Source organism: Leucobacter aridicollis, assembly GCF_024399335.1.
Lineage (GTDB): Bacteria > Actinomycetota > Actinomycetes > Actinomycetales > Microbacteriaceae > Leucobacter > Leucobacter aridicollis_A.
The window spans coordinates 3357844-3371636 of the sequence record NZ_CP075339.1 but is presented as its reverse complement, the minus strand read 5'-3'; the positions used below and the strand labels follow the sequence as shown (position 1 = coordinate 3371636).

At 63.3% G+C, this 13793-nt stretch carries 11 protein-coding genes; 7 read left to right on the top strand and 4 right to left on the bottom strand.

The genetic code is table 11. The annotated features are described in order from the left end of the window. Positions 1-109 precede the first annotated feature (109 nt). From KI794_RS15165 to KI794_RS15155, 3 genes are read right to left on the bottom strand one after another with little or no spacing between them, the layout of a single operon-like run. Positions 110-1600: a helix-turn-helix domain-containing protein gene (locus KI794_RS15165; protein ID WP_255808538.1), complete on the bottom strand. Its 1491-nt coding sequence runs from the start codon at positions 1598-1600 to the stop codon at positions 110-112. Beyond that, a complete protein-coding gene (locus KI794_RS15160) occupies positions 1597-2682 on the bottom strand; it encodes a DUF917 domain-containing protein (protein ID WP_119282622.1) in 1086 nt (361 codons plus the stop codon). The genes KI794_RS15165 and KI794_RS15160 overlap by 4 nt, the downstream gene beginning before the upstream one ends. Continuing rightward, positions 2679-3953 (bottom strand): hypothetical protein, encoded by a 1275-nt coding sequence (locus KI794_RS15155; protein WP_119282623.1) that lies wholly within the window; start codon positions 3951-3953, stop codon positions 2679-2681. Before KI794_RS15155 ends, KI794_RS15160 begins: the two co-directional genes overlap by 4 nt. Positions 3954-4077: 124 nt before the next feature. On the opposite strand from KI794_RS15155, the gene KI794_RS15150 reads away from it, so the two are divergent. The 7 genes from KI794_RS15150 to KI794_RS15120 all read left to right on the top strand — a co-directional run bounded on the left by KI794_RS15150 (position 4078) and on the right by KI794_RS15120 (position 13056). Beyond that, positions 4078-4401: a hypothetical protein gene (locus KI794_RS15150; RefSeq protein WP_162921124.1), complete on the top strand. Its 324-nt coding sequence runs from the start codon at positions 4078-4080 to the stop codon at positions 4399-4401. 46 nt (positions 4402-4447) lie between these two features. Then, positions 4448-5476, top strand: coding sequence for a sugar ABC transporter substrate-binding protein (locus KI794_RS15145; RefSeq protein WP_162921125.1), 1029 nt, complete (start codon positions 4448-4450; stop codon positions 5474-5476). 6 nt (positions 5477-5482) lie between these two features. Continuing rightward, positions 5483-7012, top strand: coding sequence for a sugar ABC transporter ATP-binding protein (locus KI794_RS15140; protein WP_119282625.1), 1530 nt, complete (start codon positions 5483-5485; stop codon positions 7010-7012). Further along, on the top strand, positions 7009-7992 hold the full coding sequence (locus tag KI794_RS15135) for an ABC transporter permease (protein ID WP_119282626.1): 984 nt from the start codon (positions 7009-7011) through the stop codon (positions 7990-7992). The genes KI794_RS15140 and KI794_RS15135 overlap by 4 nt, the downstream gene beginning before the upstream one ends. A 34-nt stretch (positions 7993-8026) precedes the next feature. Next, positions 8027-10066, top strand: coding sequence for a hydantoinase/oxoprolinase family protein (locus KI794_RS15130; RefSeq protein ID WP_119282627.1), 2040 nt, complete (start codon positions 8027-8029; stop codon positions 10064-10066). 1 nt (position 10067) lies between these two features. After that, positions 10068-11774, top strand: a complete 1707-nt coding sequence (locus tag KI794_RS15125) for a hydantoinase B/oxoprolinase family protein (RefSeq protein ID WP_255808537.1) — start codon at positions 10068-10070, stop codon at positions 11772-11774. Between the two features lie 97 nt (positions 11775-11871). After that, complete coding sequence (locus KI794_RS15120; protein ID WP_119282629.1) at positions 11872-13056, top strand: metal-dependent hydrolase family protein; 1185 nt, start codon at positions 11872-11874, stop codon at positions 13054-13056. Here the strand turns inward: KI794_RS15120 and KI794_RS15115 are convergent. Further along, positions 13053-13754 carry a GntR family transcriptional regulator gene (locus KI794_RS15115; RefSeq protein ID WP_119282851.1) on the bottom strand — a complete coding sequence of 234 codons (702 nt, stop codon included), beginning with the start codon at positions 13752-13754 and terminating at the stop codon, positions 13053-13055. The genes KI794_RS15120 and KI794_RS15115 overlap by 4 nt on opposite strands. Between the last annotated feature and the right edge of the window lie 39 nt (positions 13755-13793).

Here is a 13793-nt window from a genome sequence, read left to right as displayed (position 1 = left end):
GGGCCGCACGTAGTGTGTGACATTGCACAGGTTACCCAGGTTCGGCGGGGAACGCAAGAAGGTTGTTGCAGCGGGCCGGTTTCTCGCGGCGACCGCAGCCCTCGGCTGGTCAGGGCGCCAGCTGTATTCGGTCGGGGCTGGCCTCGGAGTCGCGAAATCCTGCGAACAGGAGGTGGAGCCCCAATGCTGTTTCTGGTTGATGTACTGGCACCCCGAGTTCTTGAAGCCGCGCGAGCCGCTGCTTCACAGTGTTCCGATGGATGCCAAGCGCGGAGGCTGTCTCCGTGGTTGAACCGAGGTGCGCAGCGTATTCGATATATAGCCTGATGAGTTCGTCTCGATGGGCGTCTCCGAACAGGCCCGGGTAACGGACCTCAAGTGTGTCCCGTGCGAAGGCAGGCGGCAACAGGTGCGGAACGAGTGCCTCCGGGATCTCTCCATAGCGTACGACGGTGTGTTGGTCGTTCGCCTCGGCGACGCGAGCAGCGAGCCAAGCTTCGCGTATCGCACCTTGCAGGGCGCTCGCCCCAACGTGGCGCAGCGACTCGCCGATACGCAGGTCGAGCAGGTGCAAATCACCGAGACGGTGCCGGACCCGTTCGAGAAGGCGGTCGCTGTTCGACTCATGAACCGGCAGAACGGCAAGCCACCCGTCAGAGGCTCGTATGAGACTGCTTCCACGGAACTCGGCCAACCACACCTGGTGCAACGCAGCACCATGCCGCTCAATGTGCTCAGAGAGAATGCACACCACCACGTACTCGTTCGCCGTCTCAGGGTGATCCGGCCAGGGAGAGACGCGTGGTTGCCTCGGCAGTCGCGGTTCGCTTCCGGTAAGCACTGCGACGCCGAGCGTCGGAAGCGATCGGTGCAGCGCCGCAAGCTCAGCTTCCGCGAGGAGCGCGCGAAGCTTGGTGGCGCAGATCTCCAGTACGGCGGCGGCCCGATCCCGCGACGCCAGTTGAACTTCGGTCACCAATTGATCTGCGCTCGTGGGGCCGGCTCCGACAGGTACCGATACCCGACCGGGGACATTCAGGCCGAGCGCTGAGCTCCGCGCGGTGCGACTCGTCGCCGTGCGCACGACCGCACCAGCCGACTCAAGCTCCACGCGCGCACCTTCCAGCCACTCGGACGCAAGGGTGAGAATCTCATTGATTTCTTCACTTGCCTCAACGAGAGCCGTGAGCCTGTGCAGCGTCGATACGAGTTGTGCTCTGGCAAACCCCAGACCGGACGCAACCTCGATCGCGGCCGCTGTGATCGAGGCGGGCGTTGTGAACAACGAAACTTGGAATCGCTCTGCGAGTTGGACGACGCTGGGGTTCAGTAGCCGCTCGGGCACGATGAGCGCACATGCGTTCCGTTCCCAGGCGTAGCGGAGGGCAGCCGATACCATCCAGCTGCCGCGCGCGACGTCCGCGCTGAGCAGAACGACGGTGTCTGGCTCGATCGAGGTGATCTCGTCGATGTCAGAGATCACCACAATGGTTCGAACGGGGCGGGAGTCCGCGGCGGCGCAGAGCTGGGTGAGTTCGATCCGCATAGGCTGCGCGAGGAGCGTTCGCAGCGTGACGGACTGCTGGGCGCGTTGAATCATCGCTGCCTCCGTTGCCTGGTTCGAAGCAAAATGTGATGAGCATCTGGGCCGGCGAGCGCGAGACCCGCCTCGGTGTACCACTCGGGAGCGGCAGGGAGCACCATCAGATCTAGTCGGTGCCCAACCCAGAGATCTTCGAAGCTCGCTACCCGCTCGCTCTCAGGATCCATCATGGTGATGATGTCGGGCATGACCGCCTCGACCGCGCCGTCGACCATGAGCATGAGCAATTCGTTTTGGATCTCGAGCTGGACGATCTTTCCGGTACCAATCTCCTCGAACATGACGGTTGATGGACGGTCGGGCTGGCCGGGGGGCGCTGGGCGTGAGAGCCCAGTGACGTCTGTCACGCGCGCGTGGATCATCCGGCGGATGCCTTCCTCGGTCATGAGTCGTCGATACCGCGTGTCCAGCGGAGCATCACTGTGGATAATGCTCCCGATACGAATGTTCCTGCGAAGCGTGCCGTGCAGGCCGTGTTGCCGGAGCGTCGCGGCGGTCATCGGATAGAGCGCGGTCGCTGACCAGCCGCCGAATTCGCCAGCCAGCGCGCGAACGAGCCGTTCGGCCCGAAGCGGATCAGAGACGCGCACGACAGCGGATTCTCCTGCGGCGCCGGTGGCGGCCAGCGGCCCGGCAGGAAGCCCGGCGAGCGTAAACACCGATTGATACAGCAGCGAGAACACTCGACCCATCTGGTCGGCATCAATGACCGGAACCCCAAGGAGCATCGCGGTCTCGACGGCGACAATCACGTTGATGTTCGCCCCCGCGAGCGGGATGAGTCCGGCAAAGGTCACCCCAAGTTCGGCTTCAAGTTCGCGAACGCTCCTCACAAACTCGTCTCCGACCGGGTGCAGGTCCGACGGCGGCAACCCATTGTTGACGAAGCCAACCGAGACCGTTTGGGCGTCGTCAGGAAGCTGACTAGCCGCGACGAGTGGCGGCAGGCTGAGCCCGTTCGCCACATGCATTTGTACTCGCTGGAACGCCTCTGCGAGCCAGTCGGCGTCGACCGAACAGGCGAGGAACTGTGATCCGGTTGCGAGGTGCTGCAGGTCATCGTTCGTGAGTTGAGTCATGCTTGAACGCCCTCTCGCGCAAGGGGCCGGTCTTCATCAGCGATCGCTCGAATGCGCAACGCGATAACTTCGGGGTTGCCGTAGCTCGTTGCCGTGACGAGCGACTCAACAGTTCGGACGTGTTCCGGCGGAACGCCTGTGGACACGAGTCGCGCGTGCAGCCTGGCTTCGGCCGCCTCCTTTGAACGGAGCATCTCTGCTTCGTTGCGACTCTGCAGTAGCGTCATAAGCCAGTCGACTCTCGGCATCCGGGCGGCCCCAGCCGCGGCGAACGATTCGCCCTCAGCCACTGTCGAGTCGTGATGGCCGGCAGCTGTTGCTGCGCTCGCAACGATTCTGGCGCCGAATCTCACATTGCTCGCCGGCGTGGCGAGTTTGCCAAACGTCGCACTGTGCAGGGCTGGTACGACCGAGGGGATCCCATAAGAGAGTTCGCACCATCGTCGTTCCCCACCGACCTCGAACGTGAGGGTTCCGGAAGTCGCGCCTGAGACGGCAGCGGCACCCATCGCCTGCGTTGCATGAAGGGACGCGAGCGCGTCGACGGGTGTCGCGGCAAGCCTGGTCAGGGGGATGCTGCCGCCGCAGTTCGTGGCGACAAACAGGCGTGCGCCAGGATACGCGCCGCGTGCGGCGACGGACAGTGCCGTGACGATGCTCTCGGCACGTTCCCGCAGTGCAAGATTCAGAAACGCAGTTCGTTCCCGAACGGCGAATGAGGTGTGGTGGAACTGGTGAGAGTATTCGATATTCGCGCCCGGAAACCGGCTTTGGAGCTCGGAGCCAACTCGCAATTCGTGTGCCGGGTTGAGAAGCGAGCCCACCGCCGTCACCACGAAGCGCGGAGCGCTACGCGTCGCAGGGGAGAGATGCGCGAGGGCCGCTGCGTCGAGCGAAACGATCTCCTGCCCCCTCGCGTTGTGCCCTCCGGGGAGATGCAGGATCCGGGGCCCAGCGGCCCCGGTCGTGGCAAGCCACGGCAGGGTGAACGGATCAAGGGACCCCTGAGCCGAGCGAGGGCTGACTCGTACGAGATGGACGGGGGTCGTCACATCGGGTCGCAGGATTTCGGAGACTTCGAACGTGAAGCTGGCGACCTCAGGCGAACCCATGCGCCGGGAATCGGTCTGGGGAAGTCCAGTGAGTAGGCTCACGGCAGCGGTGAGCGGGTCACCTGAGATGACGGGCACGGTGCGGTGATCGCGGAGAACTCCGCGAGCGAATGTGGCGGCGACAACGCGGTCGCCGGCGCAGTGAAGACCGAACCTCATGGAGCGACGATAGCAAAATGCACTGGTGCAATGTCACAGTCCAGGCAAAATGCATGCTGGTGTTGTGTCGCGGCGGAGTAGCGTCTCACGAGATCCCAGGTCCTGTCACAACGGAGTTTGACACATGATTCGCACCCTCCTCACCCTCACCCCGCTCGAAGGGCGCGCGCCGGCAGTCGTGCAGTTGTATCGCTCAGAGCAGATCCTCCAGGAGTCGCTCGATCTCACGCGGGCGGTGGCGTCTGAGATTTCGGTCGCGACGGATGGCAGCGGGGAGATTCTCGTCACGGCGGTGTGGCCCGATGAGGCCGCATACCAGGAATGGATCGATCACCCCAACCGAGGTCGCACCGGTCCAGACCTCGAGCGTCTGCTGGACGGCGCCCGCATCGGCATCGGCCGCACCTTCGAAATCGACCACAGCGTCGCAAAGCCGAACACATACTGACTCACCGTACCCACACCCTCACATACACCCACAGAGTGGAGATGCAATGAAGCACACCAAAACCCTGTTCGCCGGCCTATCGGTCCTCGCTATTGGGGCGTCACTGGTCGGATGCTCGGCCGATTCTGGCGGAGCCGGAGGCGACACCTATGAGGTCGTCGTGCTCGCCTCCTCCTCGCAGAACGGCTACAACCAGGCCGTCTACGAGGGCGTCGAGCGGAAGGCCAAGGAACTGTCTGAAGATCTCGGAATCACGATAAAGACCAAGATTCAGGATGGCCAGTTCGACGCCAACACCCAGCTCTCACAGCTGCAGAACGCGGGCACGAGTGGCGGGACTGACGGCATCATCGTTGTCCCTCATGACGGTCCGGCCCTCGCCGCAGCGTTCCCCCTCGCAAACCCCAAGCCCGTCGCCGCAGTGCTCAACCCCATCGGGCCGGAGATCAGCGAAATGCAACCGCAAGTTGAAGGGGTGGTTACGACGGTAGCTTCACCCCCGGCGAACGGCGCGAAACTGCAGGCTGAAACAGTCGTCGAATACTGCAAAGACATTGATCCGTGCAAGATCGGCTACCTTGCCGGCCTGCTGAATTCTCCGCTCGACGTGGAGCGCGTTGCCGCATGGGACGCCGTCATTGAAGAGCACAAGAACATCACGGTGGTTGGGACGCTCGAAGGCGCCTATGACCGCGACAAGTCGCTCACCGCGGTCTCAAACTTGCTCCAGGCCAATCCTGACCTCAACGGCATCCTCAGTAACGCGGATCAGCAGACCATGGGCGCGCAGATCGCACTTGAGAACGCCGGTATCGATCCCTCGACCGTCTTCCTCACCGGTGGCGGCGGAACGACAGAGGGCGTGCAGGCTGTTCGTGATGGGAAATGGACGAACGACTTCCTGAACTACCCCGTTTCCATGGGTGAAGCGGCACTCGAGCAGATCATGAATTCGATTCTCGGGAACGAGGTCGAGGTCGTGGTCGACGCAGACAGCCTCGTGGCAGTTGGACCGATCGCGGACCGGGCAGTGCTTGAAGCCGCGCCGGAGTTCACCGGCGAATGGAACGGCTGATTCACGATGAACACTTCTCCGGAGCGCACGCCGCTCGTTGAGCTGCGTGAGATCAGCAAGCGCTTTGGTGGAACCCAGGCGCTCAATGAGGTGTCGCTGAGCGTGTCGTCGGGCGAGATTCACGCGTTCGTCGGGGAAAATGGTGCGGGCAAGTCCACGCTCGGCAAAGTGATTGCCGGAATCTACGCCGCAGACTGGGGCGAGCTCCTTGTGGAGGGAGCCCCGGTCGAACGGTGGAATCCAGGGATCGCGCAGCGCCGCGGCATCGCCATGATCGCTCAAGAGCTCGCGCTCGTGCCTGACCTCTCCGTCGCCCAAAACGTGTTCCTGGGAACAGAGCAGCACCGGTTGGGGTGGGAACGCCGCAACCTGGCGGAGCGCTTCGCCGCCCTGGAAACCGAGATCCGCTTTGGACTCGACCCGCACGCGCGCGTTCGCGACTTGCGGATAGCCGACCAGCAGAAGGTCGAGATCATGCGGGCCCTCGCCCGTGACGCGCGAGTCATCGTGATGGACGAGCCGACATCGTCTCTCACCGCCAAAGAGATGGAGCAACTCGAAGCGCTGATGCGCACACTTCGTGACCGAGGATGCTGCGTCATCTACGTGTCACACTTTCTCGACTCAGTGCTCAACGTCTCGGACCGAATCACCATCATGCGCGATGGCCGACGGATCGACACCGTCGACGCCGCGGCGGTGACAAAACAAGACGTGGTGACCGCGATGCTTGGCCGTTCGCTCGGTCAGGCTTACCCCGAACGTCCGGCCCCGATCGATACGGCGGTCCCACCCGTGCTCGTCGCAAACGGAATCGCGACCGACACCGGCGTGGCCGACATGTCGTTCGTCGTGCGACCGGGCGAAGTCGTCGGGCTTCTCGGCCTCGTTGGTAGTGGGCGCTCGGAGTGCGCTCGCGCAATCTTTGGCGTCGACAGACTGCGCGCGGGGACAGTGGAGATTGCGGGCAATCAAGTACTCAAGCACTCGCCACGTGCATCGATCGAGCGAGGATTCGTGCTCGTTTCGGAGGACCGTCATCGCGACGGCCTCGTGCTGCAGCGTTCCGTTCGAGAGAACATATCGCTGTCGAGCCTTCGCTCGGTCTCAGCCTCGGGCGTCGTGCGACTTCGTAAGGAGCGTGCGGATGCGGAATCGCTCGCGAGGGCGCTCGAGATGCGCCCGCCGAACATCGAGCTTCCAGTCTCGTGGTTCTCGGGCGGAAACCAGCAGAAGGCGCTGCTTGCGAAGGCGCTCGCAACGAACCCGAGGGTCATTGTGCTCGACGAGCCTACCCGCGGCGTCGATGTTGGCGCTAAACGCACGATCTATGAGCTCATCGCACGGCTCGCCGAGCAGGGCATCGGGATCCTGCTCATCTCGTCGGAACACGAGGAAATCATGGAGCTCGCGCACCGGGCCTACCTCGTCTCCGACGGCAAGACCATGGGAGAGATTATTCCCGCCGACACCACAGTGGATGATGTGCTGTTCCAGCTCTTCCACGTTCCTTCTGAAGAGGAGTCAGCAGCATGAGCCAGGCTGCCAACACCACCGCCACGCAGACGCGAGAACGCAAGCGATTCTCGCTTGGCGAGATCGCAATCGAATACGCCGTTCTCATCCTGCTCGGTGCGGTCATCATTGCCCTAGCCATCCTGTCGCCGTCGTTCTTTACGTTCGGCAACATCGTCAACATCCTGAACCAGAACGCTCCACTGGTGATCATTGCATCGGCGGGTACCTTCGTGATCGTGTCGGGGAACTTCGACCTGTCAACGGGCGCGATCTATGGAGTGGCTGGCGTCGTATCCGCCTGGCTCGCAGTGTCGACTGGAAACGTCGTGGTCGCGCTCGCCGCAGCACCGGTGGTCGGCCTCATTCTCGGCACGTTTAACGGCGCCGTGATCACCAAACTCCGGGTCCATTCATTTCTCGCAACGCTGGCCTCGTCGATGATCTTCACGACGATCGCGGTACTCATCACCGGTGGCAGCCTGATCACGGTCACCACTCCGGGATTCACCGCGCTGGGGCGCGACCGCGTGGGCGGAGTGTTTGTCGCGGTGTTCGTCATGATCGTCATCGCCGGCGCGTTCTGGCTGCTGTTGTCCCGAACGGTATTTGGCCGTCACGTCTATGCCGTTGGCGGCAACGCGGAGGCCGCCGAGCTTTCTGGAATTAGCGTCACCCGCACCCGAATCTTTGTCTTCATGCTCTCGGGGCTCGCGGCTGGTACCGCAGCAGCCATCGGGGTCTCCAGAATCGCCTCCGGGCAACCCCTCGCCGGCGCCGGGCTCGAACTCTCGGCGATCGCCGCGGTGATCCTTGGCGGCACGAGCATCTACGGCGGTGTGGGGGCCGTGTGGCGTTCGATTGCAGGCGTCTTCCTGATCGCACTGATCGGAAACGGATTCGACCTGCTCGATCTGAACCCACAGCTCAAGGACATGGTCACCGGTTTCATCATTCTCGCAGCGGTCGGCCTCGCAGCCGCCGGCCGTACCAAGCGATAGTCCACCCCCAACAATTCACAGGAGTACACATCTCATGTCACATCAGGTTCGCGTAGCGATCGATGTCGGAGGCACCTTTACCGACGTAGTGAAACTTGTGCCAGAAACAGGCGAACTGCGGTTCGAAAAGGTTCCGACGACGCCGTCGGAACCGACGGCGGGCGTGCTCGCGGCGTTTGACAAAGCCGAGGCCGATCCCAGCACGGTCGAGACGTTCAACCACGGTTCCACCCTCGGCCTCAACTCGCTGCTCACCCGTTCCGGCGCCCGTATCGCCATCATCGGTACTCGCGGGTTTCGAGACGTCTATCTCCTCGGGCGTACGGACCGCACCGTTATGTACGACTTCGCGTACCAGAAGCCGGAGCCACTGCTGGAGCGCTACGACACCTTCGAGGTCACTGAGCGCAGTATGTTTGACGGCAGTGTGGTGGCCCCGCTCGATGAGGATGATGCTCGCGCAGTCGCGCGGGAGATCGCGAAGCGCGGCTACGACGCGGTCGCCGTCGCGTTCCTGCATGCGTACGCGAACCCTGAGCACGAGCTCCAGATGCGGACGATCCTCGAGGAGGAGGCGCCAGGGGTTGAGGTGACGCTCTCGAACGAGCTCTCACGCGAGTATCGCGAATACGAGCGCACAAGCACTGCGGTGCTCGACGCCTACATCAAACCCATCATGCGAAGCTACCTCCGCGCCCTCGAGGATGAACTCGCTGAACGCGGTTTCGAGGGCCGGTTCCTGATGTCACGCTCTGGCGGCGGCGCTATGACCGCATCGGCGGCCCGCGAACAGCCGGTGAACTTGATCCTCTCCGGTCCAGCAGGGGGCGTCGTTGGCGCCGGCGGATTCTCGCGACTGATCGATCGGCCGAACCTCATCACAATTGATATGGGCGGTACCAGTCTCGACGCATCCCTCGTGCTGGACAGTGCGCCTGTGCTCTATCACGGCGCCGAGTTCGAGGGCCTCCCCATCAACACGCCGTCGCTCTATATTCACACGATTGGCGCTGGCGGCGGTTCGCTCGGCTACCTCGATGAAGCAGGTGCGCTACAGGTCGGGCCGAAGAGTGCCGGCGCAGTCCCCGGTCCCGCTGCATACGGGCGCGGAGGCACACAACCGACGTTCACAGATGCAGCGCTCGCTATCGGCTACCTCGGCGTCGACACACCGCTCGGCGGGGAGTTGACGCTGGCGCGCGACAAGTCCATCTCGGCGCTTGAGCCGATCGCCGAGACTCTTGGCCTGTCCGTCACGCAGCTTGCGCGCGGCATGGTGCAGATCTCGAACACCAAGATTGTCGGTGCGGTGCGGGCAATCACCATTGAGCTTGGCCACGATCCCAAGGACTTCGCTCTGCTTTCATTCGGCGGCGGCGGCGGGCTCGTTGCCGTCGACGTGGCGCGGGAGCTGGGGGTTCCCGAAGTCATCGTGCCGCCGGGGCAGGGGGCGTTCTCCGCGCTCGGCATGCTCATGGCCGACGTTCAGCACGACTATTCGCGGACGACGATCCAGGCGCTCGATGAGCTCGACGCTGCCGCCGCCGACGCACTCTACGCCGACATGGAGGCGGAGGCCGCCGAAGCGCTCGAGCTCGAGGGGTTCGGTGCCGAGCGTCGCGCGTTTAACAGAGTCGTCGCCGTACGGTACTCGGGTCAGGAGCACTCGGTGACGGTCGACTACCCGGCCGACGGTGCTGACCCGCGTACAGCCATTCGTGGAGAGTTCGACAGGCTTCACCTCCGGCAGTACGGGCACACTATGGACGACCCCATCGAGATCACGACGCTCCGGCTGCACGCGGTTGGCATCGTCGACAAGCCAGACCTGCCGCGGGTTGCCGCCCGACCGGCAGGGGAGAGTTATCCCACCACGACTCGTGTTGTGACGCTCCCCGACGAGAGTGAGGCCGAGTACTCGCTCGTAGCTCGGGAAGAGCTGCTCGCCGGTGATGTCATCGAAGGGCCTGCCGTCGTTACGGAACACACGGCGACTACCGTGCTGCACGCGGGTGACCGACTCGAGGTCGGCAGCTACGGCGAACTCGTCATTTCAATTCAGAAGGGAGCCTGAGATGGCTGACGCAATCACCACCGAGATCATCAGGCACGGCCTCCTCGCAGCGGCCGAAGAGATCGCCAGAAACCTCTGCCGGACGGCTTATAACACTGTGGTCTACGAGATCCACGACTACGGTATTGGCATCCATGATGCGAACGGAGACGTTGTCGCGGATGCTCCCGGCATCGCGGTGTTCACGCGTGGCAACGACGCGGGAATCAAGCATTCGATGGATTTTCTCGGGGTTGATGCGATGGAACCCGGAGACGTGTTCATCATCAACTACCCCTACTGGTCGAGCGCACACACGCTTGACCCCCTCGTGTTCGCGCCGATTCATGCAGAGGACAAGCTCATCGGTTTCGCCTCATGCCGCGTCCACATCACCGACCTGCATCAAAAGGATCCAGGGTACGTGCTCGATTCCACGGACCGCTCGCAAGAGGGGCTGGTGATGCCCGCATCAAAGCTCTACCGTCGAGGCGTGAAGAACGACGATGTGTTTAACATCGTCAGGTTCAACAGCCGCATGCCGAAGCACACGATTGGCGATATCCAAGCGCAAGTCTCAGCGTGCGTGACCGGTGTCAAGCGGACACAGGAACTTGCGGCGAAGTACGGTGTTGCCGTCCTCGAGGAGGCGATGAACACCATCAATGAGCACGGTGAGCGTCTGGCGAAGCTTGCTCTCAAGAAGCTGCCCAAGGGTACCTGGACAGCGGTCGACTACGTTGACGACGACGGCATATCGAAGGATCAGCTGGTGAAACTCCAGTGCACGGTGACCGTGACCGATGAAGAAATGGTCGTCGACTGGACCGGTTCAGCTGACAACGTCGAGGGGCCTATCAACCTCCCCGTCGGACAGACTGAGGCGCTATCAAGTCTCATCTTTAAGTCGCTCACTACACCCGATTCCCCTGTTGTCGCGGGGAACTTCGCGCCGCTGCGCGTCGTCACCGTTCCCGGTTCAGTGATGCACGCGGTTCCGCCGATGCCGACGTTTACGCTGTGGACTGGGCTGCTCGCGGGCGAAGTGATCCTGAAGGCACTTTCGCAGGGGATGCCCGACCTCGTCCCAGCCTGCTCTGGCGGAGATGTGTGCTCGATGATGGGCCTCGGCGTGAATCCCCGCACCGGTGAGCCTTGGCAAGAAGCTACGAACGAGGCCGTCGGCTACGGTGGCACCGCCCACCATGACGGTGAAGACGGCATTATGCACCTGTCGGAGCCAGGGTGCCGCAACAACCCCGTCGAGGTGCTCGAAACAAAATCCTCGATGATTATCGACCACTACGGCTACCGGCCAGACACGGGTGGGGCGGGAAAGTTCCGCGGCGGCGTCGGAGTCACCCGTACGTACCGCTTTACCGCGCCTGCGACAGGCATCTGCCTGGTCTACAAAACGAAGACCGCGCCGTGGTCGATCGCGGGAGGCGCCGAGGGCCAGCCCAATCAAATTGTGCTCAACCCGGGCACCCCACGCGAAGTGATTCAGGGTGGAAGCTACAACCATCTCGACGCCGGTGATGTGCTCGTCAACGCAACGGGTGGCGGTGGTGGCTACGGTAATCCGCTTGAGCGGGACCCAGCTGCGGTCGCCCGCGACGTGCGCAACGGGTTTGTTTCGCCAGAGTCTGCCACCCGAGACTACGGGGTCGTGATTGGGGCAGATTTTGTAGTCGACGAGGCCGCCACCGCGGCGGTGCGCGCTCGCTAGCACACTCGGTGATAGGTGTCGCGGGCCTACCCGCGACACCTATCTGACAGAATTCACCAAGGGCAGGATTTGTCTGCCGTCACATGGAGGAGACACGTTGAAGACGCAATCGCTTTCGATTCTTGGCGCGCAGGTGTGGGACGGCAACGGCTTCGCCCCGCGCGATGTGCATATTGCCGACGGGCTTGTGGTCGATACGCCGGTTGAAGGCGCCGAACAGCTCGATGCGAGAGGTGGCTGGCTGCTACCGGGGCTCATCGACGCGCACTTCCACGCTTACGCGACAAGCATGGACGGTCTCGAGAACGAGCGCGGTCCGCTCAGCTACGCCGCAATCAACGGCACCCGCAGGCTTGAGAAAGCGCTGAAGCGTGGTTTCACGACGGTGCGCGACGTAGCTGGCGGAGACATCGGTCTCGCGCGCGCCATTGACGCTTCCCTGTTCAACTCGCCCCGCTACCTCTTCACCGGGCCGGCGCTGAGCCAGACGGGTGGCCACGGCGACCCTCGCGCAGAGCACGTCGACATCTGCTTTTCGCACGGCCATATGTGTGAGGTCGTCGATGGTGTCGACGCGCTCCGGCTTGCAGTGCGGAACCGCCTGCGCACGGGCGCGCACGCGATCAAGATCATGACCTCGGGCGGCGTCTTCTCGCTCGCCGACCCGCTCCGCATCCCGCAGTATTCACCGGAGGAGGTGCGGGCCGTCACCGAAGAGGCCGCCCGCCGCGGCAGCTATGTCGCAGCACACGCATACTCCTCTGAGGCCGTGATGCACTCGATCGAGAACGGGGTGCGTTCGATCGAACACGGCAACCTCATCGACTCCGTAACCGCCGAGGCCATGGCCGCGAAGGGCGCCTTCCTTGTGCCAACCCTCGCCGCCTACGATGCAATGGATCGACGCGGCGCCGAGATCGGGCTGAATGAGATCTCGCTCGCGAAGAACTCCGAGGTCCTCTCGAAGGGGCAAGAGGCAGTACAGCTCGCGCTCGCCGCAGGTGTGCAGGTCGGCTTCGGCAGCGACCTCATGGGTGACCTTGAAGACGACCAGCTTCGCGGCGTGAAACTCCAGACGGAGGCAGCGGGCCCGGCTGAGACGATTCGCTCGCTCACCGAGGTGAACGCGGCGCTCATCGGCGACGTGCGGGCCGGCTCGCTCGTGCCAGGCAGCTACGGCGACGCCCTGCTGCTCTCTGAGAACCCGCTCGAGGTCGCGGCAGCGCTCTCGGAGCCCGCAGCTCGGCTCGCGATCGTTCAGGGCGGCCGCGCGATCGATTAACGGGGGCCCGCTTCCGTGCCCTCCACGTCGGGCTCCACAGAGGCCTCAAGGTCCGGAAACGTCCACCGGCTCCACCGCAGGTATTGGAGGTGGCCGAGCATGAGCCGCTCGACGGCCTCCACGTCGCCGTCTAAGAGCGCGTCGAGGATGTTTCGGTGATCCTGCGCCGAGGCCGCGAGCTCTCCCCGCACCGCGAGCTCGTAGATTCCGTACTGTCTGGTTTGGTCGCGCAGGGTGCCAATGAATTCGGTGAGACGTGCGTTGTCGAGCAGCGCGAGAAGACCAAGGTGGAACTCTCGGTCTGCGTCGAAGAAGGCCAGGATGTCTTCGTCTTCGGCGGCAGCGAAGAACTTGTCGACGATCGTGGAGAATTCGTCGGCGCGCTCACGCACCAGGGGTGAGCCCGCAAGCTTCATCATCGACGGCACTTCGAGAAGCGTTCGAATCTCGGCGATGTTCTCACGATCGCGCCGGCTGATCGTGACGACCCGGAACCCGCGGTTGCGTACGACCTCCATCATGCCGTCGTTCACGAGCGACAGCATCGCCTCGCGCACGGGTCCGTGTGAGACTCCAAGCTCTGCGGCGATCGCTGTCGCCGAGTAGACCTCTCCCGGCTTCAGCGCGCCTGACACGAGGAGCGATCGCAGCTCGACGAGCGCCTGTTCCCGCAACGTCTTTGGCGGGAACCGTAGCATCTCGATCACAGGCGTTGCCTCTCCACTCTCGTGGCAGAA

Bases quoted from the DNA above. Each gene is read 5' to 3' on its own strand.
- KI794_RS15150 (WP_162921124.1), top strand. From the start codon at position 4,078: ATGATTCGCACCCTCCTCACCCTCACCCCGCTCGAAGGGCGCGCGCCG.
- KI794_RS15115 (WP_119282851.1), bottom strand. From the start codon at position 13,754: ATGCTACGGTTCCCGCCAAAGACGTTGCGGGAACAGGCGCTCGTCGAG.
- KI794_RS15125 (WP_255808537.1), top strand. From the start codon at position 10,068: ATGGCTGACGCAATCACCACCGAGATCATCAGGCACGGCCTCCTCGCA.
- KI794_RS15135 (WP_119282626.1), top strand. From the start codon at position 7,009: ATGAGCCAGGCTGCCAACACCACCGCCACGCAGACGCGAGAACGCAAG.
- KI794_RS15145 (WP_162921125.1), top strand. From the start codon at position 4,448: ATGAAGCACACCAAAACCCTGTTCGCCGGCCTATCGGTCCTCGCTATT.
- KI794_RS15165 (WP_255808538.1), bottom strand. From the start codon at position 1,600: ATGATTCAACGCGCCCAGCAGTCCGTCACGCTGCGAACGCTCCTCGCG.
- KI794_RS15160 (WP_119282622.1), bottom strand. From the start codon at position 2,682: ATGACTCAACTCACGAACGATGACCTGCAGCACCTCGCAACCGGATCA.
- KI794_RS15155 (WP_119282623.1), bottom strand. From the start codon at position 3,953: ATGAGGTTCGGTCTTCACTGCGCCGGCGACCGCGTTGTCGCCGCCACA.
- KI794_RS15140 (WP_119282625.1), top strand. From the start codon at position 5,483: ATGAACACTTCTCCGGAGCGCACGCCGCTCGTTGAGCTGCGTGAGATC.
- KI794_RS15130 (WP_119282627.1), top strand. From the start codon at position 8,027: ATGTCACATCAGGTTCGCGTAGCGATCGATGTCGGAGGCACCTTTACC.